We start from the raw sequence: 26,717 nt of genomic DNA, 5'->3' as shown, positions 1-26,717 counted from the left end.
CGTTCATGGGCCCGGGATCAGCAGGTCCCGAGGTCCGTCCAGACGCCCCAGGCGCCGCTCAGCGACGGGTCCTCGCCCGTGGTCCACCACTTGTTCTGGTAGTAGTGGCCCTTCCACGACACCTTGGTGACGGTGGCGTAGGCGGTCCCGGCGTTCCAGCTCGGCGCACCCGAGCAGGTGCCGGCGGACGCCGACGGCGAGGCCGACTGCGAGGCCGAGGCGCTGGCGGAGGCCGACGCGGACGGCGAGGCCGACTGCGAGGGCGAGGCCGAGGCGGACGCCGAAGCGGACGCGGAGGCCGAGCTGCTCGGCGACGGCGAGCCGGTGCTGGCGGTGGTGCCGCGGGTGTAGTCGCCGGCGATGCCGTACAGGGTGCCGCCGACGTTGACGGTCCAGTTGGCGGGGGTGGAGACCGGCAGGTAGTAGACGAAGGCGACGTCCACCGAGGCGCCGGGCGCCAGCGACTGCCAGGTCGGCAGCTTCAGCGAGACGCGGTTGTAGGTGCCCTTCAGGCCGCCGATGTTGTTGCCGGTGTGGTCGGCCCGGATGACCTTGGAGCCGAAGCCGGACTGGTCGGCGGCGTTGCTGGGCGCGGAGTTCGAGTAGTCGAACTGGAACTCGGTGCCGCCCGGCAGGGTGACGGTCGAGTTGTTGACGATGTGGATCTTCGGGTTGATCGGGTAGTTGTTGTCGCCCAGCGCGAAGTTGGTGAACGACACGTCGATCGGCAGGGTCTGCTGCGGCAGCGCGATGGTGGAGCGGGTCGCGCCGTACGCCGAGGCCGACTTGAACTTGTCGTACAGCAGCGACGTCATGGTGTTGCCCTGGACGTACTCGCCCTTGCCGCCGTTGGCGGTGGCGTCCCACTTGTAGTCGCCGGCGAGCTCCCAGATCATCGCGCCGCCGACGCCCTGGTTGACCACGTAGTCGGCCTTGGCGCCGATGGACTGGTCGTCCTCGGTGGAGAGGAAGACCTTCTTGTCGGCGTTCCACAGCCACGGCGAGGCCAGGGCCGCGCTGTAGTTGCGGGAGTAGCTGCCCTTGAGCGAGGTGTCGCTGACGCCGTACTTGGAGAGGTAGTCCGGCACGACGCCGTTCTCCAGGTTCTTGGCGTGCCACATCGGGTTGGAGCCGGCCGGCGACTCCTTGCCGTTGTCGTCCAGGTCGTGCCAGATGTTGTCGATGCCGACGGCGCCGTCACCACAGGTGGTCAGGCCGGAGCCGGCCGGACAGTTGGTGGTGGAGGCGGTGCCCCACAGGCCGTTGGTGCCGCCCTGGACGTTCTGGAAGCCGCGGGTGTAGTACGGCACGCCGAGGTTGATCCGGCCGGCCGGCATCGCGCCGCGGAAGTAGTGGACGGCCCAGTCGCCGTTCAGGTAGCCGATCCCGCCGTACTGCGAGGTGCCGTACACGTTGGCGGCCGCCAGCTCGGCGTCCTTGCCGTCGTCGTACAGCGCGGCGTTCGGGCCGACGTACTTGTTCCACGCGCCGTGCAGGTCGTACGACATGATGTTGACGTAGTCCAGGTACTGGGTGACCTGGAAGGTCTCCATGCCGCGCAGCAGGTAGCCCGAGGACGGGGCGGCGACCGACAGCAGGTAGTACTTGCCGTCGGCGGCGGAGGCCCGGTCGAGCTTCTCGCGCATGGTCTTCATCAGCGCCGCGTAGCCCTTCATCAGGGACGCGCGCTTGGCGTTGGAGATCGAGTAGTCGAGCGGGTTGCCCGCGTCCTTCATCGAGGTCGGGTACTCGTAGTCGAGGTCGACGCCGTTGAAGCCGTACTTCTTGACGAAGTTGACGGCGGAGTCCGCGAAGGTGTTGATGCCGGCCTGGTTGACCGACCCGTCCGCGTTGACGGTCATCGAGTAGAAGCCGCCGGAGTTGACCCGCTTGCCCGAGTCGTCGAAGTAGCCGCCGGTCTCGGCCCAACCGCCCACCGAGACCATGGTCTTGACGTTCGGGTACTGCTTCTTGTACTTCGTCAGCAGGTTGAAGTGGCCCTTGTACGGGAGCGACGGGTCCATCTCCGCGCCGGCCACGCCCGGGAAGGTCATCCCGGTGGAGGCGTTGTTCGGGCCGTCGGTGCCCACCGAGAGGGTGTTGTCACTGGCGACGTGCGCGAACGCGTAGTTGAGGTGGGTGACCTTGTCCCAGGGGATGTTGTTCACCAGGTAGGCGGGCGTGCCGTCCTTGCCGGTGCGCCAGCTGGTGAAGTAGCCGATGACGCGGCGCTGGTGGTCGGCGCCCATCTGCTCGCGGCCGTTGGTGTCGTAGACGTTGCAGTAGGGGACGTCGACGCCGGGCGTGGTGTACATGCCGTCGGGGCGGCACGCCTGGTTGTCGACGGCGGCTGCGGACGGCGCGACGCCGAGCGTGCCCATGAGCAGGCCCGCCAGCCCCGCCGCCGCGGTGGCGGCGAACGCCACCTTGCGGCCGGTCTTGTGACGGCCGGCAGCGGTGGGGCGCTGCGCCGTGGTGTGTCGAATCAACACTCGGTCCTCCGGGAGAGAGTGTCGCGTGCACGCCTGTGGGAGGGCATGCACATGTGGGGGAAGTTCCGCCGAACTTAAAAGGTCTGGACCACCCGCGTCAACAGGTCTGTACCAACTTGGCAAGAAAGGCCGAACCGTCCGCACTCGGACGATCCGGCCTTCCCCAGGGAGAGTTGACGCTACTTCATGCTTCCGGTCATCGCGTTGACCAGCGTTCCGGACGGGTCGTCGCCCTCCAACGAGTAGGCGAAGATGCCGCCCAGGCCCTTGCCGGCGGCGTACGCGCCGCGCGCCGCGATGGCCTGCGGGGTGTCGCCCGTCCACAGGTTGGCGCCGTCGTAGATCCACGAGCTCTGGGTGGTCGGGTCCCAGTGCACGGTGGAGCCGGTGGTCTTCCCCGCCGCCGCCAGCTCCTTCCAGAACGCCACGCTGGCGGTCTGGCTGGTGCTCTGGGCGCCCGCCGGGCCGGTCGCGGCCCGGTACAGGCCGTAGGTGGAGCCGGCCTGCACGCCGGTCCAGCCGCGGAAGTAGAACGGCACGCCCAGCGCCAGCTTCTTCGCCGGGAACCCGCCCTTGATGCCGTACTCGGGGGCGCCGGTCAGGTAGGCGTTGACCGCGTTGTCCACGGTGTACTTCTGGGTGCCCGGGGCGACCACGTTGCTCGGGTCGTTCGGGCTGTCGTACAGCGGGTCCTGGAGGTTGGTCGGACCGGTGGCGTCCCAGGCGCCGTGCATGTCGTAGGACATCACGTTGCCGTAGTCCAGGTACTTCCCGATCTGGTCGGTCTGCAGCAGCGCGATCTTGTCCTGGCCGCTCGGCAGCGCGGCGGTGAGCAGGTACTTCTTGCCGACGGTCTGCCCGTAGGCGTCCAGCTGGTTGCGGAACTCGGCCAGCAGGGCGGTGAAGTCGGCGGTGTCGGCCGCCGCGTAGTGGTTGCCGGTGTGGCCGCCCGCGGAGGCCGGGTACTCCCAGTCGATGTCGATGCCGTCGAAGATGCCCATCGCGGCGGCGGCGCCGCCGGTGATGTCGCCCTGGATCGAGGGCAGGTTGCCCTTGATGAACATGTCGATGCAGGAGGAGACCAGCTTCTTGCGGGAGGCGTCGGTGGCCGCCGCGTCCGAGAAGTACTTCGAGTAGGTCCAACCGCCCAACGACATGGTGATCTTGAGGTTCGGGTACTTCGCCTTCAGCTCCCGCAGCTGGTTGAAGTTGCCCTTCAGCGGCTGGGTCCAGGCGTCGGTGGTGCCGTCCACCGAGATGTCCGAGGTGTAGCCCTTCTGGTAGTCCGCGAACGCGTCGCCCGCGCCGTCGCCGGCGCTCGGGTTGTTGTCGTTGGTGTCCGCGGCCTTGATGGTCTCGAAGCAGCTCAGCGTGGACGGGTTGATGTTGGCGAACGCGTACGTCATGGTGTTCAGCCCGCTCGCCGCGCCGGTGGCCGCCATGGTGGACGGGTAGTACTTGTTGCCGTAGATCCCCCACTGCGCGAAGTACGCCGACTTCAGCGGCCCGGTGGCGGCCGCCCCGGTGGTGACGGTGACCGGCGCCGAGTACCCGCTGCTGTGGCCGTCCTTGTCGTAGCCCTGCACGGTGAAGGTGTAGGCGGTGTTCGGCAGCAGCGAGGAGACCGTCACCGAGGTGCCCATCGAGGTCGCGGTCTGCACGCCGCCGGAGAAGATCCGGTACACCGCGCTGTTGCCGTTCTGCGCGTTGTCGGTGGAGGCGTTCCACTTCAGCGTCACCGCGGTGTTCGCCACGCTCGCCGTCAGCCCGGTCGGCGTGGTCACCACCCCGTCCCCGCCCGGCGACCCGGTCGCGGAGGAACCGGCCGACGGCGAGGCGCTGTTGCTCGGCGAGGCGGACGCACTGGCCGACGCCGAGGCCGACGCCGAGCCGGACGGACCCGTGCTCGCCGACGGGCCGGCAGTGCCCTGGCCGCCGGGGCCGGTGAGGGTCAGATCGTCCGCGTAGTACGTGCCCTGGCCGTACCAGCCGTGGGTGTAGACCGTCACCGAGGTGGTCGACGCCCCGGTGGTGAAGGTGGTGCTGCGGTTCACCCAATCCGTGCTGGAGCCCCAGGAGTTGGTGTCGGTGGTCCCGGTGCCGGTGACGCCCAGGTAGGCGTAGTTGCCCTTCAGCCAGCCGCTCAGGCTGTACGTGGTGCCCGGGCTGACCGCGACGGTCTGCGAGCACTGCGCGGTGTCGGACGCGGAGGCCGCCGCCTGCAGCGCGTAGCCGCCGCCGTGCGGGGCGGTGAAGGTGGTCGAGCCGAGGCCGCCGGAGCAGCTCCAGCCGGTCGTTGCACCGGTCTCGAAGTCCCCGTTGGCCAGCAGGTTGACGGTGGCGGCCGAGGAGGCACCGCCGATCACGGTGACCAGTCCGGCGGCTCCGACCACCAGTGCGGTCGCGGTCGCCAGCGCGGTGCCGGTCCTCGACGGACGTCGGCCGGGGCGGCCGACGGGTGCGCGTTCGGGCATGGGTCGCTCCAATGTTCGCGCCCGGCAGGGGGACCGGACGCCGTGGGGGAGGAATGACGCGGCGCGAACGTACGTGGTCTGGACCACACTGGTCAATAGGTCTGTACCAATTCTCAGCCGGCCCCGGCGCGGCCCGAACGCCGCCCGAAAGGGTGGTGCACGCCGAGGTGACGGACAAGTAGCATGACGGGGAAGTCACTGCCTGCGGTCTTGGCGGAATTGGCAGACGCCCGGGTTTTAGGTGCCCGTGAGAGCAATCTCGTGAGGGTTCGAGTCCCTCAGGCCGCACCGGAGTTCAGATGCGCGCGAGGCCCGCCCGGAGCATTCCGGACGGGCCTCGCGCGCGTTGTTCCCGCTGCCTCAGCCGAGCAGTTCGGCGACCACCGGGGCGAGCGAGCGGAACGCCTGGCCGCGGTGGCTGATCGCGTTCTTCTCCTCGGCGCTCAGCTCGGCGCAGGTCCGGCTCTCGCCCAGCGGCTGCAGGATCGGGTCGTAGCCGAAGCCGCCGCTGCCGGCCGGCTCGGTGCGCAGCGTGCCGTGCAGCCGGCCCTCCACCACCCGCTCGGTGCCGTCGGGCAGCGCGAGCGCGGCGGCGCAGGCGAAGGACGCGGCGCGGTGCTCGGCCGCGATGTCGCCGAGCTGGGCGAGCAGCAGGTCCAGGTTGGCCTTGTCGTCGCCGTGCCGGCCGGCCCAGCGGGCGGAGAAGATGCCGGGCGCCCCGCCGAGCACGTCCACGCACAGCCCGGAGTCGTCGGCGACGGCCGGCAGCCCGGTGGCGCGCGCCAGCGCGTGCGCCTTCAGCAGGGCGTTCTCGGCGAAGGTCACGCCGGTCTCCGGAACGTCCGGCACCTCGGGGAAGGCGTCCGCGCCGACCAGTTCGACGTCCAGTCCGGCCGCGCCGAGGATGTCGCGCAGCTCGGCGACCTTGTGCTGGTTACGGGTGGCGAGAACGAGTCGCTTGGTCATGCCGCAAGCCTAACCACCCGCAGCGCTCAGCCCGTGCACACCTTGCTGACCCGCCCGGCGGCGTCCCCGAGCGGCCCGAGGTCGGGCGTCTCGTTGTTGTCGACGGCCTTCTGCACCTTGTCGACCTGGGTCTGCAGGTCGCCGACGGCCTTGGCCAGGTCGGCGTCGCTGGAGTTGCGGCCGATCTTGTCCAGGTCGCCCTTGATCTTCTGCACGGCCTTGCCGGCGGCGACCGGGTCCTTGTCGGCGTTGTTGTAGGCGCTGCCGAGCTGCGCCACGTCGGTGGAGAGCTGGACCGCGGTGTTGGCGCAGCTCACCGCCTTCTCCGCGGCGGAGCAGCTGACCGCGCTCAGCGGCAGGATCAGCACCATCGCGGCGACGGCGAGCGCGGTGGTGCGGTTGATGCTGAGCGGCTGCTGCATCGGCGAGTCCTCCAGGAGGGTGTGCGGGCTCACAGCGAACGTTAAGGGTCTGCCCGCGTGCCTGTACAGCACACGCGGGCCGGTCCTTCGCTTCTGACGGCCGTTCAGCCCACCGCGGTTCCCGGGACGGGTTACAGCTCCAGGGCCTTGCGCTGGATCCCGTCCAGCTCGGCGCAGCCCAGGCTGCCCAGGTCGAGCAGCTGGTTGAGCAGGTCGCGGTCGAACGGCGCGCCCTCGGCGGTGCCCTGGACCTCGACGAAGCGGCCGTCGGAGGTGCAGACGATGTTCATGTCGGTCTCCGCCCGCACGTCCTCCTCGTAGCGGAGGTCGAGCATCGGGACGCCGTCGATGATGCCGACGCTGACCGCGCTGACCCCGCCGGTGATCGGCTGGCCCTTGGCGCGCAGCAGCTTCTTCTCGCGGGCCCAGGAGACCGCGTCGACCAGCGCCACGTACGCGCCGGTGATCGCCGCGGTGCGGGTGCCGCCGTCGGCCTGGAGCACGTCGCAGTCCAGCACGATGGTGTTCTCGGCGAGCGCCCGGTGGTCGACCACGGCGCGCAGCGAGCGGCCGATCAGCCGGCTGATCTCGTGGGTGCGACCGCCGATCTTGCCGCGCACCGACTCGCGGTCGCCGCGGGTGTTGGTGGCGCGCGGCAGCATGGCGTACTCGGCGGTGACCCAGCCCTCGCCGCTGCCCTTGCGCCAGCGCGGGACGCCCTCGGTGACGCTGGCGGTGCACAGCACCTTGGTGTCGCCGTAGGAGACCAGGACGGATCCTTCGGCGTGCTTGCTCCAGCCCCGTTCGATGGTGATGGGGCGGAGCTGGTCGGGGGTGCGGCCGTCGATGCGTGACATGCGAACGAGCGTATCCCGTCCGGGTCGCCGTCCCGCCCCCGTCCCCGGACCCGCCCCCGGACGTGCGACGGCCCGCCGCCGGCAGCTTGCCGGGGGCGGGCCGTCGGGGCCGGCGGGGGCCCGTCTCACATCATGTCTTCGATCTCGGCGGCGATCGGGTCGGCGTCGGTACCGATCACGACCTGGATGGCCGTGCCCATCTTCACCACACCGTGGGCGCCGGCCGCCTTGAGGGCCGCCTCGTCGACCTTGGAGGCGTCGTGGACCTCGGTGCGCAGCCGGGTGATGCACCCCTCGACCTCGTCGATGTTCTCGATACCGCCGAGACCGGCGACGATCTTCTCAGCCTTGCTGGCCATGGTCTTTCTCCCTCTGTCTCGGCGCGTCGGCGGTCGGTCGCCGGGTGCCGTCCTGCGTGTGCGGTGGTACCGGCCGGAAGTGAATCGGGATCAGTCTGCCGCGCCTTCCGACGGCGCGACCAGCATCACCCGATTCCGGACGATATGCCATGTTGGTCCACGTTCGGACCAGCTCCGCGCGCGGTCCGCTCCGGGGCCGCCCGAGGATGACGATCACCGGGTACTCGAACCCGGCGGACCGCCCCTGGCCCAGAACTGGTCTACACCAATTGTAGGTGTACTCCGACAACGCCGGACGGTCCACCGGTGTTCCTGGCCCACCCGCGGACGGACCGGGACCGGACGGAAGCACGGAGGCCGACGAATGAGTTCAACGGGCACCACGGCCAACCAGAGCACCTGGTGGCACACCTTCTACGGCGGCCTGCAGAAGATGGGCCGCAGCCTCCAACTGCCGGTCGCCGTGCTGCCTGCCGCCGGCATCCTCACCCGGTTCGGCCAGGACGACATCTTCGGCAAGGACGGCCTCGGCTGGGACCGGGTCGCCACCGCCATCGCCGCCGCCGGCGGCGCGCTCCTCGACCCGGCCCTCGGCCTGCCGCTGCTGTTCTGCATCGGCGTGGCGATCGGCATGGCCAAGAAGGCGGACGGCTCCACCGCGCTCGCCGCGGTGGCGGGCTTCCTGGTCTACTACGCCGTCCTGCGGGCCTTCCCGAAGGCCTGCCCGGCCCCCTCGGTGCTGGAGCAGACGGTCTGCATCGACTTCGAGGCCAAGACGGCCGTGAAGGTGGACTTCCAGAACCCCGGCGTGCTCGGCGGCATCCTGATGGGCCTGTTCTCGGCCTGGCTGTGGGTGCGCTACCACCGGGTCAGGCTGGTCGACTGGCTGGGCTTCTTCAACGGCCGCCGCCTGGTCCCGATGATCACCGCCCTGGTCGGCCTGCTGTTCGGCTCGCTGATGGTGTGGATCTGGCAGCCGATCGGCACCGGGCTGGCCGACTTCTCCAAATGGCTGTCCGACCTGGGCGCCGGCGGCTCCGGCATCTTCGGCGTCGCCAACCGCGCCCTGCTGCTGGTCGGCATGCACCAGCTGCTGAACACCTTCGTCTGGTTCCAGTTCGGCACCTTCACCAACCCGCACACCGGAAAGACCGCCACCGGCGACATCGGCCGCTTCCTGGCCGGCGACCCGACGGCCGGCCAGTTCCTCTCCGGCTTCTTCCCGATCATGATGTTCGCGCTCCCCGCCGCCGCGATGGCCATCGCCGCCTCCGCCAAGCCGCACCGCCGCAAGGAGATCTACGGCCTGATGACCTCGGTCGCGCTGACCTCCTTCGTCACCGGCGTCACCGAGCCCATCGAGTACTCCTTCGCCTACGTGGCCCCGCTGCTGTACGGCATCCACGCCCTGCTCACCGGCGCCTCGATGGCCGTCACCTGGGGACTCGGCGTCCACGACGGCTTCAGTTTCTCGGCCGGCCTGATCGACTACGTGATCAACTGGAACCTGGCCACCAAACCTTGGCTGATCATCCCGATCGGCCTGTGCTTCGCGGCGGTCTACTACGCGGTCTTCAGATTCGTGATCGTCAAATTCGACCTGAAGACACCAGGACGCGAGGACGAGGGCGAGATCGAGGACCCCACCAAGGCCTGACGAATTCGCCCCGAACGCCCCCGGTGGGAGACAATTCCCGTCCGGGGGCGCGGTGTTGTCCGATGCCTGACGGGGCGTCGGCCGATCCGGGGTTTCCGCTCCGCCTGCCGGAGGCGACCTTCGGAGGGTTCCGGAGCCTGTTCGGCGCGTGCTAGAAACGGGACCGGGCCACCAGTGGTCTAGACCAGGATCGCGCTGCCGTGAGGAACCGCCCGCTATGAGCACGACCGCACCGAACTCGCAGGCGGCACCGGCGGGACGGGGCCTGCGCACCCGGGCCTTCCCCGCCCTGCAGAAGATCGGCCGCAGCCTCCAGCTCCCGATCGCCGTCCTCCCCGCCGCCGGCATCCTGCTGCGCCTCGGCCAGGACGACGTCTTCGGCCCCAAGGGCCTCGGCTGGACCAAGGTCGCCGAGGTCTTCGCCGCGTCCGGCCACGCCGTGTTCGACTGGATGCCGCTGCTGTTCTGCGTCGGCATCGCCATCGGCTGCGCCAAGAAGTCCGACGGCTCCACCGCACTCGCGGCCCTGGTCGGCTTCCTGACCTACCACCAGGTGCTCACCGCCTTCCCCAAGACCGACTACCAGGTGCTGCCCGGCAAGGACGTCGCGGCCACCTACCAGGACCCCGGAGTCCTCGGCGGAGTGGTCGTCGGCCTGCTCTCCGCCCTCCTGTGGCAGCGCCTGCACCGCACCCGGCTGGTCGACTGGCTCGGCTTCTTCAACGGCCGCCGCCTGGTCCCCATCGTGATGGCCTTCGTCGGCACCGGACTCGGCGTCTTCTTCGGCCTGTGCTGGGGACCGATCGGCGCCCTCGTCGACGACTTCAGCAACTGGGTGATCGGCCTCGGCGCGCTCGGCTCCGGCGTCTTCGGCCTGGTCAACCGGGCCCTGCTGCCGTTCGGCCTGCACCAGATCGCCAACACCTTCTTCTGGCAGCAGGCCGGCAGCTACACCGCCGACGGCCACACCGTCCACGGCGACCAGACCCGCTTCTTCCAACTCGACCCCAGCGCGGGCCAGTTCATGTCCGGCTTCTTCCCCGTCATGATGTTCGGCCTGCCCGCCGCCGCCCTCGCCATCGCCCACTGCGCCCGCCCCGACCGCCGCCGCGCCGTCCTCGGCATGATGGTCTCGCTCGCCCTCACCTCCTTCGTCACCGGCATCACCGAGCCCATCGAGTTCGCGTTCGTCTTCATCGCCCCCGCCCTCTACGCCGCCCACGCCCTCCTCACCGGCCTCTCCATGGCCGTCACCTGGGCCCTCGGCGTCCACCACGGCTTCACCTTCTCCGCCGGCGTCATCGACTACGTCCTCAACTGGGGCTACGCCACCAGACCTTGGCTGATCATCCCGATAGGACTGGTGATCGCGGTGGTCTACTACACGGCCTTCCGCTTCGTCATCCTCCGCTTCGACCTGAAGACCCCCGGCCGCGAGGAAGAAGACTTCGAGGAGTGACCTCCAGGAGGCGCCCCGCCGGCCGGTCGCACCCGGAGGCGCCCCTCAGATCCACCCCAGCCTCGAAGCGTGAACTCCCGCCTGGAACCGCGACTGCGCTCCCAGCGCCGCCGTCAGATCCGCGACCAGCCTCCGCACCGTCCGGTCGGAGATCTCCAGCTTCCGCCCGATCGCCTGATCCGTGAGCCCCGCCGCCAGCAGCCGCAGCACCTCCCGGTGCCGGTCGTCGGGCGCCGCACGGCCCAGTAGCGCGGGCGGAACCCAACTCGCCGCCCAGAAGTGCTCGAAGAGCTCGCGGACCACCGACACCACCGCCGGATCGCGCACCACCACCGCCGCGGTGCCGGGCGGCTCGCCGGGCGCGGGCAGGACGGCGAGGTGGGAGTCGACCACGATCAGCCAGAGCGGCAGCGTGTGCGCGACCCGGATGCTCGCACCCGCGGCGGTGAGCGCCTGGACGTGGGCGAGCACGGTCGACTGCTGGAGTGCGGCGGCGGGGTAGATGGTGCGCAGCGCCACCCGGTGGGCGAGCGCGATCCGTTCGCGGGCGAGCTTCTCGGCGAGGCCGGTCTCGGACTGGTCCTGGCCGGGGCGCAGCGACAGCGCCTCGGTGCGGGCGGCCCGGGCGGCGTCCTCCAGCAGGGCGGCGATCCGGTCGGGGCCGCGGACCAGTGCGTGGGCGGCGGCGGTGCGCAGCGGCAGGTAGTGGCGGTGCAGGTGCTCGACCCGCTCGTGGGTGCGGCGGGCCTCGCCGAGCAGCGCGGTGAGGCGGTGGTCGGAGTCGGCGAGCAGGTGGCGGACGGCGGTGTCGACGGAGACGGCGGCCACGCCGCTCGCGGTGGCGGTGGTCGCCTCCAGCAGTCCGAGGGTGCGCAGGCCGTCCAGCGCCCGGGCGAACTCGCCCTCCTCGCACCCGAGTTCCTCGCGCAGCCGGTCCAGTGGACAGCCGGGGTCGGCGAGCAGGCGGGCGTACAGGGCGGTGCTGGTCTCCACCCTTCCGGAGCCTAGGCCCGCGACCGGTGGGCGGACGCCGCAGTTCCACCATCCGAGACGACTGCGCCGGTCGCGGCCATGGCCCGATCCGGCGGGCCCGGAGGCCTTCGCGGGGGCGTTCGGGCTGGCCAGGATGGCGGCATGGCGATTCCCGAGTCTTCCGTGATCTGGTTCGACGGCGCGCTGGTGCCCTGGCACGAGGCCCGCGTCCATGTGCTCAGCCATGCGCTGCACTACGGCACCGGGGTGCTGGAGGGCACCCGGGTGTTCGCGACGGCCGACGGGCCGGCGGTGTTCCGGCTGCCCGAGCACCTGGCCCGACTGGACCGCAGCGCCCGCATGCTGAGGATGGAACTGCCGCACTCGGCAGAGGAGTTGGCGGCGGCGACGGTGGCGCTGGTGGCGGCGAACGGCCACCGGGAGTGCTACCTGCGGCACTTGGCGTTCCTGGGGTACGGCTCGATGGGGCTGGACATGCGCCACTCCCCCACCAGCGTGTCGATCGCGTCCTGGGAGTGGCCGGCCTACCTGCCGGAGGGGCGCGGGCTGCGACTGATGACCAGCAGTTGGCGGCGCACCGACCCCAACTCCGTTCCCCCGGCGGCGAAGGCGACCGGCCCGTACCTGAACTCGGCGCTGGCCCGCCGGGAGGCGACCGACGCCGGTTTCGACGAGGCGCTGCTGCTGGCCCCGGACGGGACGGTCGGCGAGTGCAGTTCGGAGAACGTGTTCGTGGTGCGCGACGGCGTGCTGCGGACGACTCCGGCCAGCGCGGGGGCGTTGGAGGGGATCACCCAGGACACCCTGCTGACGCTGGCCCGCGACCTGGGGGCGGAGGTCCGGATCGAGCCGCTGCTGCGGTCGGACCTGTACGCGGCGGACGAGGTGTTCATCTCCGGGACGGCCGCCGGAGTGGTCCCGGTCGGCTCCCTGGACAATCGCGAACTACCTTCGCACGAGGGCGAGTTGACGAAGCAGTTGGCGCAGGCGTACCGGGCCGCGGTGCACGGCGAGGACGCCCGGTACCGGCACTGGCTGACGCCGGTCCACCGCTCGCCGGCTCACAGTTCGTAGGCGGCTCCGGCCCGGGCCAGGTCGACCGGGCCGGGATAGACGGCGGCGGCGTCGCGGCGGTTGCGTTCGGCGTCGGTCCATGGCGGGATGTGCGTCAGCACCAGGCGTTTGGCGCCGGCCCGGGCGGCGTGCTCGCCGGCCTGGCGGCCGTTGAGGTGGATGGAGTCGAAGGTCTCCTTGCCGTGGGTGTAGGCCGCCTCGCACAGGAACAGGTCGGTGCCGCGGGCGAGTTCGACCAGGTCCGGGCAGATGCCGGTGTCGCCGGAGTAGACCACGCTGCGGCCGCCGTGCTCGATCCGGAAGCCGTACGCCTCGGAGTCCAGGTGGTTGACCAGGGCCGCGGTGACGGTGAGCGGGCCGAGTTGCAGGCGGGCGCCGTCGGCGAGGTCGCGGAAGTCGAAGACCTCGGTCATGCCGGGCTTCTCGGGCATGTCGTAGGCGCGGGCCAGGCGTTCCGCGGTGCCGGTCGGGCCGTAGACGGGCAGCGGCTCGGGGCAGCCCTCGACCCGGTAGTTGCGGGCCACCCAGTAGGCGCACAGGTCGATGCAGTGGTCGGCGTGCAGGTGGCTGAGCAGCACCGCGTCCACCTCGTACAGGCCGGTGTGCTTCTGCAGATTGCCGAGGGCGCCGTTGCCGAGGTCGACGACCAGGCGGTAGCCGTCGGCCTCCACCAGGTAGCTGGAGCACGGGGAGTCCACGGACGGGAAGCTCCCCGAGCACCCCACCACGGTCAGTTTCATGCCGAGCCCTTCCCGCCCCGTCGGGCCATCGTCCGCGGCCGCCCGCGCCGCCGGGGGCGGAGCGGGTTCTTTGAGTGTCGAGGGTAAGGGCCGGGCGGCACTTTGCCCCCTCTCCCGTGCCGCGCTGTGGGCGGAATCACCAGGACGGGGCGGGGCCTCTCAGCGCCGCCCGGGGCGGGCCCTGGCCCAGTGCCGGATGGTCTGCGGGTACCAGCGGGGGCGGCCTTCGGGGTCCAGCCGGTCGGGGTGCGGGAGCAGGCCGTGACGCTTGTAGTGGCGGACGGTCTCGGCCTGCACGCCGATGTGACGGGCGATCTCGACGTAGGACCAGAGCTTCCGGCCGGGCATGGGTGCCCACCTCCACGGTGACGGTGAACCAAGCGGTGCGCCGTCAGCCTCGGGGGCGGGTGCGCCCGGCGGGTGCACGACAGGCGGCGGTGGCGGTTCCGTGACAGAGCGGTCACCGGGAACGGACAAAGACCGGGATGTCACAGCAGGCCGATGATCCGACCGTCCCACCGCACGAACGCCGACGGCGCGGCCCCCGAAAAGGGTGCCGCGCCGTCGGGTTGACGTTTCGTCAGGCCCAGAGCTGGCCCTGCAGTGCCTCGACCGCCGCCTCGGTGGACTCGGCGGTGTAGATGCCGGTGGACAGGTACTTCCAGCCGCCGTCGGCGACCACGAAGACCACGTCCGCCCGCTCGCCCGACCGGGCCGCCTTGCGGGCCACTCCGATCGCGGCGTGCAGGATCGCACCGGTGGAGACGCCCGCGAAGATGCCTTCCTGCTGGAGCAGTTCACGGGTCCGGGCGACCGCGTCGGCGGAGCCGACCGAGAACCGGGTGGTCAGCACCTCGGCGTCGTACAGCTCGGGGACGAAGCCCTCGTCGAGGTTGCGCAGGCCGTACACCAGGTCGTCGTACCGCGGCTCGGCGGCGACGATCTGCACGCCCGGCACCTTCTCGCGCAGGTACCGGCCGACGCCCATCAGGGTGCCGGTGGTGCCCAGGCCCGCCACGAAGTGGGTGACGGTGGGCAGGTCGGCGAGGATCTCCGGGCCGGTGCCGTGGTAGTGCGCACCGGCGTTGTCCGGGTTGCCGTACTGGTAGAGCATCACCCAGTCGGGGTGCTCGGCGGCGATCTCCTTGGCCATCCGCACCGCGGTGTTGGAGCCGCCGGCGGCCGGCGAGGGGATGATCTCCGCGCCCCACATCCGCAGCAGTTCGCGGCGTTCCTCGCTGGTGTTCTCCGGCATCACGCAGACCATCCGGTAGCCCTTGAGCTTGGCCGCCATGGCGAGCGAGATGCCGGTGTTGCCGCTGGTCGGCTCCAGGACGGTGCAGCCCGGGGTGAGCCGCCCGTCTGCCTCGGCGCGCTCGATCATGTGCAGCGCCGGGCGGTCCTTGATCGAACCGGTGGGGTTGCGGTCCTCCAGCTTGGCCCACAGCGTGACCAGGCCGTCGTCATTGCCGGGCACGGCGGCGGACAGCCGCGGCAGCCGCACCAGCGGGGTGTTGCCGACGGCCTCGATCGGGCTGTCGTAACGCATGGGGCCTCCGACGGTCAGGGGTGGAAGAAGGAGCGGGGCGAGAGCCGGGCCCGGGCGTGCATCGTGTGCGGGCACCCCCCAGCCGCCGGGCTGGGGAGGAGTGGGCGGCGGCGCTGCGCGCGACGAGGGACGTGCGGCCGGGCGACGGCTGTCGGCACGCGACGCCGCCCCTGGCCGTCGTTGTCCCCTACTTCATACCGCCGGCCACGGCGGGCAGGATGGTGACGCTGTCGCCGTCGGCCAGCTCGGTGGCCACGCCGTCCAGGAAGCGGACGTCCTCGTCGTTCAGGTAGACGTTGACGAAGCGGCGCAGCTCGCCGCCGTCCAGCAGGCGGGCGGCGATGCCGGGGTGGCGGACGTCGAGGTCGGTGAACAGCTCCCCGAGGTTGGCGCCGTTGCCGTCGACGGCCTTGGCGCCGTCGGTGTAGGTGCGGAGGATGGTCGGGATGCGGACCTCGATGGCCATGGCTGCGCTCCTGTGAAGTGGTTTCGGGTTGCCGGGCCGACGGGGCGCGGCAGGGGGGAAGGGCCCCGGGGCGGCCGGAGCAGGAAGGTGGAGAGGGCTTGCCGTCAGGGCTCTGCCGGTCAGTGCGCGGCAGTGCCGGGACAGATCGCGCTGGCGAGTCGGCACAGGTCGACGTGCAGGCGTGCCACGAGGCGGATGCCTGGGGCCTGAATGCTCACATCGACGGAACGCATGGACTCATCGTATAGATTCCCGGCCCCTTTTTGACATGGTGGTCTCAGCATCCGGTCGGCCCCGTCCCGGCCATTGAGAAACGGGCCCGCCCACCACGCGCTGCGCAGCAGAAACGGGCCCGTCGGGGGGGCAGTGGGGTTCAGAGCTGGTAGGCCTCGACCACCTGGACGTCTTCCTCCGTGATCATGCCGTCCACGATGCGGAACGACCGGAACTGGTAGGGATCGTCCTCGCCGGTGCCCTCGGCGGTGGAGACGAGCACGTAGTGGGCGAACGGTTCGGACGCGTAGCTCACGTCGGTGCGGGACGGGTAGGCCTCGGTGGCGGTGTGCGAGTGGTAGATCACCACCGGCTCCTCGTCCAGGTCGTCCATCTCGCGGTAGAGCTTCAGCAGGTCACCGGAGTCGAACTCGTAGAAGGTGGGCGAGCGGGCCGCGTTGAGCATCGGAATGAACCGCTCGGGCCGGCCGGTGCCGGCCGGTCCGGCGATCACGCCGCACGCCTCGTCCGGGTGATCGGCGCGGGCGTGGGCGACCATGCGGTCGCGCAGTTCTCGGGTGATGGTCAGCATGCGGGCCAGGATAAGCGAGCGGTCAATCGCCGCTTCCGGCGTGCAGGTGGGAGTGCGGATCGCCGTGCACGGCGCCCGGGTCGCGGCGGCCGATCATCCGGTAGCCGACGATCAGCACCAGCGCCCAGACCGGGAAGACGTACAGCGAGATCCGGGCGGTCGGGTCGAGCGCGATCAGCACCAGGACCAGCACCAGGAAGGCCAGCGCCAGCCAGCGGGTCCAACTGCCGCCGGGCGCGCGGAAGGTCGGCGCGGGCAGCCGGCCGGCCTTCCAGGCGGCGTGGTAGCGCAGCTGGCTGGCCAGGATGACTCCCCAGGTCCACAGTCCGCAGACGGTGGCGACCGAGGTGATGTACTCGAACGCCCGCTCCGGGACGAGGTAGTTGAGCACCACGCCGGCGCCCATCAGCAGGCAGGAGACGGTGATCGCGGCGGCGGGGGTGCGGCTGGCGGTCAGCCGGGTGAGCCGGCCGGGGGCGAGCCGGCGCAGCGCCAGGTCGCGCAGCATCCGGCCGGTGGAGTACATCCCGGAGTTGCACGAGGACAGCGCCGCGGTGAGCACCACGAAGTTGATGATGCCGGCCGCCGCGGGGATGCCGACCTTGCCGAAGGCGGCGACGAACGGGCTGACGCCGGGCTCGAACTCGGACCACGGCACCAGCGACAGGATGATCAGCAGGGCGCCGACGTAGAACAGCGCGATCCGCACCGGCAGGGTGTTGATCGCCCGCGGCAGGGTCTTCTCCGGGTTCTCGCTCTCGCCCGCGGTGACGCCGACCAACTCCACGCCCAAGTAGGCGAACATGACGATCTGGAGGGACATCACGGTGGCGCCGAAGCCCTTGGGGAAGAAGCCTCCGTCGTTCCACAGGTGGGTGATCGAGGCGGTGTCGCCGGCGGCGGAGAAGCCGAAGACCAGCACACCGATGCCGATCAGGATCATGCCGACGATCGCGGTGACCTTGACCATGGAGAACCAGAACTCGATCTCGCCGAACAGCTTCACCGAGATCAGGTTGGCGGCGTAGAGCAGCACCAGGAACACCAGCGCCGTCCCCCACTGCGGGACGCCCGGCTCCCAGAACCGCACGTAGACGGCGGCGGCGGTGGTCTCGGCCATGCCGGTGACCACCCAGAACAGCCAGTACGTCCAGCCGGTGACGAAGCCGGCGAACGGGCCGAGGAACTCCCGGGCGTACTCGGCGAAGCTGCCCGACACCGGGCGGTAGGTGAGCAGTTCGCCGAGCGCCCGCATGATCACGAAGATCACCAGGCCGGCCACCGCGTAGTCGAGCAGCAGGCTCGGGCCGGCCTTGGAGATGGCGGTTCCCGCGCCGAGGAACAGGCCGGTGCCGATCGCGCCGCCGATCGCGATCATCTGGATCTGCCGGCTGCCGAGACCCCGCTCGTAGCCCTCCTCGTCGGGGACGGAGTCGGTCTCCTCGTTCGCCTCGTGTGCCATCTGCCCGCCTCGCCTCCCGGTCCGCGCCGACCGGCCGGCCGGCGCGCCCCCGCTCCCTCGGGAGGTCGAGTCAATCACGCGAAAAGCCCCACAACCGCCCGAGTACGGGCGTCAGTGGGGCAATCCGACCATATGAACGAATTGGGCGGCCGAGCGGCTCAGCCCGCCATCGCCTCCAGCAGGCTCTCCTGCATCGCGCCCAGCCACAGGTAGGCGATCACCAGCGGCTTGCGCGGGTCGCTCTCCGGCAGGTCGTAGAGGCCGCCGTCGTCCTCCTCGCTGACCTCCAGCCGGGAGCCCAGGGTCAGCCGCAGGTCGTTGAGCGCGCCCAGCCAGCGCGGGCAGTCCCCCGCGCCGACCGCGACCACGCCGCCCTCGCCGCCGAGGCCGTCCAGCGCCCGCACCACCGCGAGGGCGTCCTCGCGCTTGCGGGCCCGCAGGTCCAGCTCGGTGTAGCGACGGAACTCGGAGGCCATCTCGGCGGCCTGCGGGTCCTTCGGCGCGCCCGGGCCGCCGTACGCGTCGGGGAACAGCCGCAGCAGCGCCGGGTCCCCGGGCGCCTCGCTGGGACCCTCGGCGAACAGCGCCGCCAGCGGGTCCTCGTGCTCCCCGCCGGGCGGCGGGCCGATCAGCTCCAGCATCTGCACTTCCAGCGAGCGCAGGATGGAGGCCTCGAACTCGTCCAGCGGGATCGCCGCGCCGCCGCTCGCGGCGCTCTCGAACAAACCGGCCATGTGTTTCGGATCAGTCCCTCGTGGATCGGTGGGTGACGGGCCGTCAGTCGTGCTGCAGGGTGGCCCACAGGCCGTAGCCGTGCATCGCCTGCACGTCGCGCTCCATCTCCTCGCGGGTGCCGCTGGAGACCACCGCCCGCCCCTTGGTGTGCACGTCCATCATCAACTGGCGCGCCTTGTCCTTCGGGTAGCCGAAGTAGCTCTGGAAGACGTACTGCACGTAGGTCATCAGGTTGACCGGGTCGTTGTGGACGATGGTCACCCAGGGAGTGTCCGGCTCCGTGACCGGAACCCCCTCCACTTCCGGGCGCTCGATCTCCACCGGCGCGACACTCACAGTCCGTCTCTCCTCGTCGACCTCGATCTTCCCCCTCCGCCCATGCTTCCATCCGAGGGACTCCGGAGCGAATCAGGGTCGCCCGACACGTGACCCGGAGGGGAAATCGTCACTCTGACGCTAAGTGGTAGTAGCATCATTCCCATGGACGCCATCACCGCGCAGCGCAGCTCCGCGCTGCTCACCGACCGCTACGAGCTGACCATGCTGCAGGCCGCCCTGCGCAGCGGCGCCGCGCACCGCCGCTCGGTCTTCGAGGTGTTCACCCGCCGCCTGCCGAACGGCCGCCGCTACGGCGTGCTGGCAGGCACCGGCCGGGTGCTGGACGCCGTGGAGAGCTTCCGGTTCACCACGCCGCAGCTCGACTGGCTCGCCGACCAGCGGGTGGTGGACGAGGACACGCTGCGCTACCTCGCCGACTACCGCTTCACCGGTGACATCCACGGCTACCCCGAGGGCGAGGTGTACTTCCCCGGCTCACCGCTGCTGACCGTCGAGGGCAGCTTCGCCGAGGCGGTGATCCTGGAGACGGTGATCCTGTCGATCCTCAACCACGACTCGGCGATCGCCGCCGCGGCGTCCCGGATGACCGCCGCCGCCGGGGACCGCCCGGTGATCGAGATGGGCGCCCGGCGCGCCCACGAGCAGGCCGCCGTCGCCGCCGCCCGGGCCGCCTACCTGGCGGGCTTCTCCGCCACCTCCGACCTGGAGGCCGGCTTCACCTACGGCATCCCGACCACCGGCACCGCCGCCCACGCCTTCACCCTGCTGCACGACAGCGAGAAGGACGCCTTCACCGCGCAGATCGAGTCGATGGGCCGCGCCACCACGCTGCTGGTCGACACCTACGACCTCGCCGAGGCGGTCCGCACCGCCGTCGAGGTGGCCGGCCCCGACCTGGGCGCCGTCCGGATCGACTCCGGCGACCTGACCCTGCTCGCCCACCGGGTCCGCCGTCAGCTCGACGAGCTCGGCGCCACCGGCACGAAGATCATCGTCACCTCCGACCTCGACGAGTACGCCATCGCCGCGCTGGCCGCCGCCCCCGTGAACGGCTACGGCGTCGGCACCAGCCTGGTCACCGGCAGCGGCCACCCGACCTGCGCGATGGTCTACAAGCTGGTCGCCCGCGAATCCGCCGGCGGCGGCGAACTCGTCCCGGTCGCCAAGCGCTCGGCCGGCGGCAAGACCAGCATCGGCGGCCGCAAGTGGGCCGCCCGCCGCCCCGACGCCGACGGCGTCGCCGAGGCCGAGGTGGTCGGCACCGGCCCGGTGCCCGCCGAACTGGAACCGCACCTGCTGCACGTCCCGCTGATCACCGCCGGCGAGGTGGTCGGCCGCGAATCGCTGGACGCCGCCCGCGAACGCCACCGCCGCGCCCGCGCCGCGCTGCCGCTGTCCGCCACCCAGCTGTCCCGCGGCGAGCCGGTGATCGGCACCGAGCGGCACACCGGCTGAGCCCTTCCGCCGCCGCCCGGCACTCCCTAGAGTGCCAACCGCCCCACCGTCCCTCCCCCCGCCCACCCGCGCGGCCGAGACCCCCCGGCTCCGGACCGCACCACCCAACGAGAGAAGACCAGCCATGCACCGGGCCCTGATCGTCGTCGACGTGCAGAACGACTTCTGCGAAGGCGGCAGCCTTCCCGTCGCCGGCGGGGCCGAGGTCGCGGCCGCGATCACCGACCTGATCGCCGACTCCGCCCCCGGCTACGCCCACATCGTCGCCACCCGCGACCACCACATCGAGCCCGGCGCGCACTTCGCCGCCGAACCCGACTACGTCCGCTCCTGGCCCGCGCACTGCGTGGCCGGCACCGAAGGCGTGGGCTTCCACCCCAACTTCGCACCCTCGGTGACCTCCGGCGCGATCGAGGCGGTGTTCTCCAAGGGCGCGTTCGCCGCCGCCTACAGCGGCTTCGAGGGCCTCGACGAGCACGGCGGCACCCTCGCCGAGTGGCTGAACGAACGCGGCGTCACCGACGTCGACGTGGTCGGCATCGCCACCGACCACTGCGTCCGCGCCACCGCCCTGGACGCCGCCCGGGAGGGCTTCGCCACCCGCGTCCTGCTCGACCTGACGGCCGGTGTCGCGCCCGCCACCACCAGCGCGGCGCTGGACGAACTGCGCGCCGCGGGCGTCGAGTTGAACGGCACTCCGGTGGTCCGCTCCTGACGGAGCGTCACACTGCCTCCGTTCAGCGCTCGGTGACCACCAGCGCCACCACGTCCTCGCCGCCGATCCGGTAGGCCTCGGCCAACTCGTCGCCGACCGCGTCCCGTTCGGCGGCGAGCCGGGCCGAGCCGACGTACACCACGCGCACGCCCAGGTACTCCATCCGGTGCTGCCCGGCCCGCACCCAGGCCGCCTCGCCCTCGCTGACGCAGCGCACCTCGGAGTCCACCTCCACCGCGACCGCCGCCTCCGGCCAGAACAGGTCCGGCACCGCGACGTACGTCCCGCCGCGCATCCGCAGCTCGGGGCCCGGCAGCGGCAACGGCAGGCCCCGCCCGACGGCCAGCTCCACCAGCGCGGCCAGCGTCGACTCCCGTTGTGCGGCCAGCAGTTCGTCCACCGCCGCGCGCACCCGCGGCTCAACCAGCAGGTCCGCTTCGGTCAGCTCGGCCAGCAGCCCGGCCGCGCTGCCGCCCTCCCGCTCCACCGCCTCGCGCAGCACCGCCCGCAGCACCCCCGGGGCGACCCGGCCGCCCTCGAACGCACCCTCCTCGGACCACTCTCGGATCGCGTCCGCCACCGCCCGGGCGACCGGCGCGCAGGCCAGCCCGTGCACCTCGCGCGCCTCCAACTCCCTTTCGGTGCGCCGGATCCGGACCTGCCCGGCGTCCCGCAGCCGGCGCTGCCGGGGCACCAGCACCTCCACCCCGAGCACCGCGGGCAGCCGCGGCGTCGACACGAACCCGTACAGCGCCAGCGCCGCCGCCCCGGTGATCACCGCGCGCTCCCGGCCGCCCTCGGCCCGGCCGTTCTGCGCCGCGTACAGCAGCGCCGCCCACATCCGTTGCTCCGGGGTCGGCGGACCCTCCTGCAGCAGGTACACCCGTGGCAGCAGCCGCTGCCACGGACCGCCCTGCCGGCAGTGTTCGCTCACCAGGCGGGCCGGCACGCCCCGGGTGCGCAATTGACTGGCCGTCACCACATTCTGCTGGCGGCGGGCGAGCTCTTCGAGAGAGGTGGGCTGCTGCGGAATCCGGTAGCTCATACCGACCACATTCCCCCTCGCCTCCGACACCCGACTCCGGACCTGACCACCTGTTACCCAACCGTCGTCAAACCGGGACTGCCCTGCACTAAAGTCCTCATACCCTCACCCATTCGGCGGATCGGACGTTCGAACCAATGTCGGATCAGGTCGGACTTACCGCCTACAATCCGATTTTCATTGGATCAACACAGATTTCGATCCGGTCGGACCCGGCCCGCCGACCTGCGCGATCTGACCGACCGTGATCGATCCCACACGCTCCGGAACGCCCCGCGGCGTCGGCGGGCGTCCCGAATTGCCTACCATCAGGCTCATGTCCCGCGACGAGTCATCCGCCCAGCGCGCCGCCAGACTGCGCCTCGGCCGCCTGCCCGGCTACGTCCGCCAACCCGATCCCGCCCGGCGCGGCGGAGAGGACGGACGTGCGTACAAGAAGGGCTGGGAAGTCCGTTTCACGGCGCGCAGCGAAGAGGAGATAACCGAGATCCGCGAGCTGGTCACGGCCGCCGGGTTCGCCCCCGCGCGGCCGTTCTTCAAAGGCCACCAGCTGATCCAGCCGGTGTACGGGATCGCCGCGGTGCAGGCCTACCTGGCCGCCCGCGAGACCGCCGAGGAGACCGGCCGGATCCGCCGCACCGCCGGCATTCCCGAGCAGTCGCGCCGCGAGCCCGACAGCGTGGCCGCCGCCGCCAGGGCCGCCGAGGCGGCGGCCGCGGAGGCCGCGGCCGAGGCCGCCGCGCAGGCAGCCGCGCAGGCCGGCGCACGGAACGCCGTCGAGCCCGGAATCCGGGCCGAGGGCTCCAGTGCCGCTCTGCGGCCCGTTCGGAAGGCGGGTGGCCCCGAGGTCCACTGACCGCCCCACGAGGTCGCCAGGGAGCCCTTCCGGGCTCCCTGGGGCGGTTTTTGACGCATCGTCAGCCCGGCGGGGCGCTGATCGGGGCCGATTCGGGGCCGGACGCCCGGCTCCCGGAGAGGTTCAGACCTCCGCCGGAGCGTGGTCGATGTGGACGGTGGATGCCGGCAGTCGGGGGACGGCGCGGACCAGCGCCCGCTCGGCGGCCACCGCCACCTGATGGCCGGCCACCACTGTCAGGGTGCGGTCCACCACCACCTCCGCCTCGGCGCGCAGCGCGTGCCCGATCCGGCGCATCCGCACCGCACCCACCCCGCGCACCCCGCGCACCCCGTCCACGGCGGCCGGTTCCCGTTCCGCCGCGTCCACCGGGGCCGGGTCGACGGCGTCCATCAGCCGTCGGCCCACCTCGCGCGCCGTACCGCCCGGCAGCGGCGCGCTGCCGGCCGCGCCGAGCAGCACCGCCGGCGAGGTCGGCCCGTCGGTGCGGGCGCGCAGGCCGTCCGCGACCAGCGCCGCCGAGCCGAGCCGCCGCCCGGCGGCGATCCGGTGGCGGGCCACCCACTCGTTGCCGGCGCACCCCGCGACGGCCGCCCCGGCTGCGGGTGCAGCAGCCGTTCCACCGCCGTCCAGCCCGCGACCGGCGAGGACGCCGCCAGGGCCTGTCCAGCACCACCGCGACGCCCGCCTGGTCCCCCGCCCGCCCGTACCCCTACGTGAAGCGGCGGTTCGCCGCCCGCCGGCCGAGCAGGAACGCCACGCCCAGCGGGACGGCGGTCAGCGCGTCGGCGGCGTTGTGCACGGTGTCGCCGAGCAGCGCCACCGAGCCCGACAACACCGCGATCACCGCCTGCACGAGGCGGTGAGACCGAGCACCAGCAGCGAGACCCACAGCGCGCGCAAGCCCTCCGCCGAGGACTCCAGAGCCGGGTCGACCCGGTCGGCGGCGGCGTGCGAGTGCGGCCGCAGCAGGTGCGCCGGGCGGTGGCCGAGGCCGCTCCGGCGGGGGCGCCCGTGCGGGTGCGCGTGCTGGTGGGGGTGCGCGTGTCGGTGTGCGTGTTCGTGGGGGTGCTGCCGGTCCGATGTGTGATGGTGGTCATGCCCGTGGTCCGGGTTTCGCCCGTGGAGGTGAGCCCCGATGCCGTTTCCGCGTTCACCCATGAGGCCTACGGTGGCACACCAACTGCCCTGCAGCCACTGCCGATCCACCGTCTCCGACCAGGTGCGACGCGCTCGCAACCGCGTCCCGCGGGCGACCGTTGTTGACGGGCCGTCACACAACGCGCGGGCGCGGGGCCGAACCCGGGCATCTCAGCAGACTTGTCACCCACAGCACCCGCCCGAGGGCCTAGAGTGAGCGTTGACGCTCCCCGTCCGGACCCAGATCGAGAGGCAGCTGATGTGACCGACCGTCATGTCCCGGCCGCGGACTCGGCATGTGCTGATCGGTCCGTCGAACTGCCCCGCGTCTCCGTCGAGTTCGCGGCGTTCTGCGAGCTGCACGAGCCGCGGTACCGGAGCTACGCCCGGGTCTGGTTCCAGGAGCCCGCCGCCGCCCACCAAGTGGTCCGGCTCGCCCTGACCGAACTGGCCCAGGTCTGGCCCGCCGTGCTGGAGAGCCCCAACCCCGCCGCCGCGGCCTGGCAGATCCTTCGCGACACCGTCACCGAGCAGCACGCGCTGGCCGGCGCCGAGCGGCTGCGCCCGGACGTCGACGCGGAGGAGGACCTGGCGATCCTGCACTACGTGGTCGGCCTGGCCACGCCCGAGATCGCCGACGTGGTCGGCGTCGACACCGCCAGCATCACCAGCCAGCTCCGGCAGACCCATCGGTGGCGCACCACCGACCGGTGACCGGACCGGTGACCGGGTGCCCCGACAGTGTGGTGTCGGCCGGGTGGCGTGCGGCCCCGGACCCGGCGCGCGGGGAAGATCGTGCGCCCCTGAACTGCCTCGGCCGCCCGGGCGCGCGTCCGTACGCGGCGTGCAGGGCGTCCGCGCCGGTCGCACCCGTACCGTCCGTGAGCGAAATCACCGCCCGGCGCGCTACCGAGGGCCCTCCCGGCGGCGAAGGATGACGTGATGTCAGCCCAGGACGGAGGAGCTCCAGAGATGTCCATCGACCATGCCGTGGCCATGTTCCGGCACCAGGCCGAGGCCTGCGCGGAGCTCGGCTCCCCGCTGTCCGCCGCCCTGCTGCGCCGGGCCGCCGAGGACCTGGCCGCGGGCGGCCCGTGCGCCGCGGCGATCGCCGGCCACGAGGACGCCCCCGGGCCGTCGGCCGTCGCGCTGCGCCTGCTCGGCGCCGTCCACGCCCTGGTGATCTCCGGCCGGGCGCCCGGACTCGCCGCCCACTACCCCAGTGCGGGCGGCGCCTTCGACCCCGCCGACCCGGACGCCCCCTGGCCGGCCTTCCGCGCCACCGTCGCCGACCACCTGCCGTGGATCCGCGAGTGGCTCACCCGCCCGCCGCAGACCAACGAGGTCGGCCGCGCCAACCTGCTGCTCACCGGCCTGGCCTGGGCCCGGCACCGACTCGCCCAGGCCTCCCCCGACACCGCGCAACTGCCGGTCCGGCTGCACGAACTCGGCTCCAGCGCGGGCCTCAACCTCCTTGCCGAGCAGTTCCGTTGCGTCTCCCCCGGGTTCGCGTACGGGCCGCCGGACTCGCCCGTGGTGCTCGCCGACGCCTGGCAGGGCGAGCCGCCCGCCTGGCTGCGGGACGCGCCGCTGCAGCGGGTGGTGGAGCGGCGCGGCTGCGACCCGACGCCGATCGACCCGCGCTCGGCCGACGGCGCCCTCGCCCTGCGCGCCTACCTGTGGGCGGACCAACTCCCGCGACTGGAACGGCTGAACGGCGCCCTCGCGCTCGCCGCCCGGCTCCCCGCCCCGGTCGAACCGATCGGCGCGGCCGCCTTCCTGCGCGACGTCCGCCTCGCCGACGGCACGCTCACCGTGGTCTGGCACTCGATCATGCGCCAGTACGTCCCCGCCGAGGAATGGCGGTCCGTGGAAGCCGAGTTGGAGCGCCTGGCGGCCGCGTCCGGCCCGTCCGCGCCGTTCGTCCACCTCGCCCTGGAACCGCGCCGGGTCGGCCCCGGCCACCGCTTCCTGCTCACCGCCCGACTCGGCGCCGGGCCCACCACGGTGCTCGCCGAGGCGATGCCGCACGGCCTGCCCGCGTGGACCCTGGAGCCCGGCGACCCGGCCCTGGCGGTCGATCAACTGCCCTGATGCTGCTCGCCGGTGACGTCGTAGCGGTGGTGCACCGGGTCGTGGAGCACGTAGCGGGCGAAGGACTCCACGGTGAACCGGGCGCCGTCGCTGCGCACCCCGGCGCGCGGCCGGGCGGCGTCCGGCGCGGCCTCCAGCGAACGCGCGAACTGCTCGGCGGCAGCGGCGAGTTCGACCGAGACCGCGGCCGGGTCCTGCTCGCCGTAGCGCTCCTCGACGGCGGTCGCGTCCTGGTCCCAGTTGGCGAACAGCGGAGTGTCCTCGGTCAGCATCCGCGCCAGCCGCGCGTCGCACCGCCGGAACACGTCCCGCACGTGGCAGGCGTACTCCAGCGCCGACCACACCTCCGGCCGCGGGCGCTCCCGCAGCGCCGCCGGATCGCCCGCCAGCAGCCCCGTCCAGGACGCCGCGTTCGCCCGGACCATGCCCGGGATCCGCTCGAAGCCGACCGACGGGGTGTCCAGACCGCACTCCGTGCAGGGGCGCTCGAGCACCCAGGTCCAGTCCTTGGTGTCAGGGATCATCATGTGCCCCAGCATCGCCCGCCCCTCCCCCGCCCCACC

The 26,717-nt window shown here is 72.0% G+C and carries 26 protein-coding genes, 1 tRNA gene and 1 pseudogene; 9 read left to right on the top strand and 19 right to left on the bottom strand.

All coding sequences use genetic code 11. From position 1 onward, the window contains the following. Positions 1 to 17: 17 nt before the first annotated feature. Positions 18 to 2,381: a chitinase C-terminal domain-containing protein gene (locus tag ACI1MP_RS24415; protein WP_404870826.1), complete on the bottom strand. Its 2,364-nt coding sequence runs from the start codon at positions 2,379 to 2,381 to the stop codon at positions 18 to 20. 290 nt (positions 2,382 to 2,671) lie between these two features. Beyond that, entirely contained in the window at positions 2,672 to 4,966 is a 2,295-nt protein-coding gene (locus tag ACI1MP_RS24410) for a glycosyl hydrolase family 18 protein (protein ID WP_404869471.1), read from the bottom strand. A gap of 204 nt (positions 4,967 to 5,170) precedes the next feature. Between ACI1MP_RS24410 and ACI1MP_RS24405 the strand changes: the two genes are divergently transcribed. Next, a tRNA-Leu gene (locus ACI1MP_RS24405) sits at positions 5,171 to 5,254 on the top strand. A 72-nt stretch (positions 5,255 to 5,326) separates the two neighbouring features. Here ACI1MP_RS24405 and rdgB read toward each other — a convergent pair. The 4 genes from rdgB to ACI1MP_RS24385 all read right to left on the bottom strand — a co-directional run bounded on the left by rdgB (position 5,327) and on the right by ACI1MP_RS24385 (position 7,570). Further along, positions 5,327 to 5,932 (bottom strand): RdgB/HAM1 family non-canonical purine NTP pyrophosphatase, encoded by a 606-nt coding sequence (rdgB, locus tag ACI1MP_RS24400; RefSeq protein WP_100588623.1) that lies wholly within the window; start codon positions 5,930 to 5,932, stop codon positions 5,327 to 5,329. Positions 5,933 to 5,958: 26 nt separating this feature from the next. Further along, positions 5,959 to 6,387 carry a hypothetical protein gene (locus tag ACI1MP_RS24395; protein ID WP_100588622.1) on the bottom strand — a complete coding sequence of 143 codons (429 nt, stop codon included), beginning with the start codon at positions 6,385 to 6,387 and terminating at the stop codon, positions 5,959 to 5,961. A 98-nt stretch (positions 6,388 to 6,485) separates the two neighbouring features. Beyond that, the gene (rph, locus tag ACI1MP_RS24390) at positions 6,486 to 7,211 is read right to left on the bottom strand and encodes a ribonuclease PH (RefSeq protein ID WP_404869470.1); all 726 of its coding nucleotides are present in this window, start codon (positions 7,209 to 7,211) and stop codon (positions 6,486 to 6,488) included. A gap of 125 nt (positions 7,212 to 7,336) precedes the next feature. Further along, positions 7,337 to 7,570 carry a glucose PTS transporter subunit EIIB gene (locus ACI1MP_RS24385; RefSeq protein ID WP_014135942.1) on the bottom strand — a complete coding sequence of 78 codons (234 nt, stop codon included), beginning with the start codon at positions 7,568 to 7,570 and terminating at the stop codon, positions 7,337 to 7,339. A 364-nt stretch (positions 7,571 to 7,934) separates the two neighbouring features. On the opposite strand from ACI1MP_RS24385, the gene ACI1MP_RS24380 reads away from it, so the two are divergent. Beyond that, positions 7,935 to 9,227, top strand: a complete 1,293-nt coding sequence (locus ACI1MP_RS24380) for a PTS transporter subunit EIIC (RefSeq protein WP_404869469.1) — start codon at positions 7,935 to 7,937, stop codon at positions 9,225 to 9,227. Positions 9,228 to 9,444: 217 nt separating this feature from the next. Beyond that, positions 9,445 to 10,686: a PTS transporter subunit EIIC gene (locus tag ACI1MP_RS24375; RefSeq protein ID WP_380341022.1), complete on the top strand. Its 1,242-nt coding sequence runs from the start codon at positions 9,445 to 9,447 to the stop codon at positions 10,684 to 10,686. A gap of 45 nt (positions 10,687 to 10,731) precedes the next feature. On the opposite strand, the gene ACI1MP_RS24370 is transcribed toward ACI1MP_RS24375, so the two are convergent. After that, positions 10,732 to 11,679 (bottom strand): LuxR C-terminal-related transcriptional regulator, encoded by a 948-nt coding sequence (locus tag ACI1MP_RS24370; RefSeq protein ID WP_404869468.1) that lies wholly within the window; start codon positions 11,677 to 11,679, stop codon positions 10,732 to 10,734. 141 nt (positions 11,680 to 11,820) lie between these two features. Between ACI1MP_RS24370 and ACI1MP_RS24365 the strand changes: the two genes are divergently transcribed. Next, positions 11,821 to 12,753 carry a branched-chain amino acid transaminase gene (locus ACI1MP_RS24365; protein ID WP_404869467.1) on the top strand — a complete coding sequence of 311 codons (933 nt, stop codon included), beginning with the start codon at positions 11,821 to 11,823 and terminating at the stop codon, positions 12,751 to 12,753. On the opposite strand, the gene ACI1MP_RS24360 is transcribed toward ACI1MP_RS24365, so the two are convergent. The 9 genes from ACI1MP_RS24360 to clpS all read right to left on the bottom strand — a co-directional run bounded on the left by ACI1MP_RS24360 (position 12,741) and on the right by clpS (position 18,846). Then, positions 12,741 to 13,493 carry an MBL fold metallo-hydrolase gene (locus ACI1MP_RS24360; protein WP_100588617.1) on the bottom strand — a complete coding sequence of 251 codons (753 nt, stop codon included), beginning with the start codon at positions 13,491 to 13,493 and terminating at the stop codon, positions 12,741 to 12,743. The two genes, ACI1MP_RS24365 and ACI1MP_RS24360, sit on opposite strands and share 13 nt — an antisense overlap. Before the next feature lie 159 nt (positions 13,494 to 13,652). Continuing rightward, positions 13,653 to 13,841, bottom strand: coding sequence for a MerR family DNA-binding transcriptional regulator (locus ACI1MP_RS24355; protein WP_100588616.1), 189 nt, complete (start codon positions 13,839 to 13,841; stop codon positions 13,653 to 13,655). Between the two features lie 232 nt (positions 13,842 to 14,073). Next, positions 14,074 to 15,042: a PLP-dependent cysteine synthase family protein gene (locus tag ACI1MP_RS24350; protein ID WP_043914150.1), complete on the bottom strand. Its 969-nt coding sequence runs from the start codon at positions 15,040 to 15,042 to the stop codon at positions 14,074 to 14,076. A 187-nt stretch (positions 15,043 to 15,229) separates the two neighbouring features. Next, positions 15,230 to 15,508, bottom strand: coding sequence for a MoaD/ThiS family protein (locus tag ACI1MP_RS24345; protein WP_043914151.1), 279 nt, complete (start codon positions 15,506 to 15,508; stop codon positions 15,230 to 15,232). 119 nt (positions 15,509 to 15,627) lie between these two features. Continuing rightward, complete coding sequence (locus ACI1MP_RS24340) at positions 15,628 to 15,741, bottom strand: putative leader peptide (RefSeq protein WP_327063407.1); 114 nt, start codon at positions 15,739 to 15,741, stop codon at positions 15,628 to 15,630. 140 nt (positions 15,742 to 15,881) lie between these two features. Next, complete coding sequence (locus ACI1MP_RS24335) at positions 15,882 to 16,313, bottom strand: Mov34/MPN/PAD-1 family protein (protein ID WP_100588615.1); 432 nt, start codon at positions 16,311 to 16,313, stop codon at positions 15,882 to 15,884. A gap of 22 nt (positions 16,314 to 16,335) precedes the next feature. Next, positions 16,336 to 17,775, bottom strand: coding sequence for an amino acid permease (locus ACI1MP_RS24330; protein WP_380341034.1), 1,440 nt, complete (start codon positions 17,773 to 17,775; stop codon positions 16,336 to 16,338). 158 nt (positions 17,776 to 17,933) lie between these two features. Further along, positions 17,934 to 18,509, bottom strand: coding sequence for a DUF2017 domain-containing protein (locus ACI1MP_RS24325; protein ID WP_404869466.1), 576 nt, complete (start codon positions 18,507 to 18,509; stop codon positions 17,934 to 17,936). Between the two features lie 43 nt (positions 18,510 to 18,552). Beyond that, positions 18,553 to 18,846, bottom strand: a complete 294-nt coding sequence (gene clpS, locus ACI1MP_RS24320; protein ID WP_043914156.1) for an ATP-dependent Clp protease adapter ClpS — start codon at positions 18,844 to 18,846, stop codon at positions 18,553 to 18,555. 144 nt (positions 18,847 to 18,990) lie between these two features. On the opposite strand from clpS, the gene ACI1MP_RS24315 reads away from it, so the two are divergent. Further along, entirely contained in the window at positions 18,991 to 20,304 is a 1,314-nt protein-coding gene (locus tag ACI1MP_RS24315; RefSeq protein ID WP_404869465.1) for a nicotinate phosphoribosyltransferase, read from the top strand. A gap of 124 nt (positions 20,305 to 20,428) precedes the next feature. Beyond that, entirely contained in the window at positions 20,429 to 21,019 is a 591-nt protein-coding gene (locus ACI1MP_RS24310) for an isochorismatase family protein (protein ID WP_100588612.1), read from the top strand. 22 nt (positions 21,020 to 21,041) lie between these two features. Here the strand turns inward: ACI1MP_RS24310 and ACI1MP_RS24305 are convergent, their stop codons facing one another. Then, positions 21,042 to 22,064, bottom strand: a complete 1,023-nt coding sequence (locus ACI1MP_RS24305; protein WP_404869464.1) for a hypothetical protein — start codon at positions 22,062 to 22,064, stop codon at positions 21,042 to 21,044. A 316-nt stretch (positions 22,065 to 22,380) separates the two neighbouring features. Here ACI1MP_RS24305 and ACI1MP_RS24300 point away from each other — a divergent pair, with 316 nt between their 5' ends. Next, on the top strand, positions 22,381 to 22,920 hold the full coding sequence (locus ACI1MP_RS24300; RefSeq protein WP_404869463.1) for a hypothetical protein: 540 nt from the start codon (positions 22,381 to 22,383) through the stop codon (positions 22,918 to 22,920). Between the two features lie 123 nt (positions 22,921 to 23,043). Here ACI1MP_RS24300 and ACI1MP_RS24295 read toward each other — a convergent pair. Continuing rightward, positions 23,044 to 24,081: pseudogene (locus ACI1MP_RS24295) on the bottom strand (cation diffusion facilitator family transporter). A 240-nt stretch (positions 24,082 to 24,321) separates the two neighbouring features. Here ACI1MP_RS24295 and ACI1MP_RS24290 point away from each other — a divergent pair. Together ACI1MP_RS24290 and ACI1MP_RS24285 are read left to right on the top strand one after the other, a co-directional pair. Further along, positions 24,322 to 24,774, top strand: a complete 453-nt coding sequence (locus ACI1MP_RS24290) for a hypothetical protein (protein WP_100588609.1) — start codon at positions 24,322 to 24,324, stop codon at positions 24,772 to 24,774. Between the two features lie 258 nt (positions 24,775 to 25,032). Further along, positions 25,033 to 26,154, top strand: coding sequence for a DUF2332 domain-containing protein (locus ACI1MP_RS24285; RefSeq protein ID WP_404869462.1), 1,122 nt, complete (start codon positions 25,033 to 25,035; stop codon positions 26,152 to 26,154). Here the strand turns inward: ACI1MP_RS24285 and ACI1MP_RS24280 are convergent. Further along, positions 26,142 to 26,681: a DinB family protein gene (locus tag ACI1MP_RS24280; RefSeq protein ID WP_380341049.1), complete on the bottom strand. Its 540-nt coding sequence runs from the start codon at positions 26,679 to 26,681 to the stop codon at positions 26,142 to 26,144. The two genes, ACI1MP_RS24285 and ACI1MP_RS24280, sit on opposite strands and share 13 nt — an antisense overlap. Positions 26,682 to 26,717: the final 36 nt, after the last annotated feature.

This window comes from Kitasatospora griseola, assembly GCF_044999035.1.
Lineage (GTDB): Bacteria > Actinomycetota > Actinomycetes > Streptomycetales > Streptomycetaceae > Kitasatospora > Kitasatospora griseola.
This window is presented reverse-complemented; position numbering and strand designations above follow the sequence as displayed.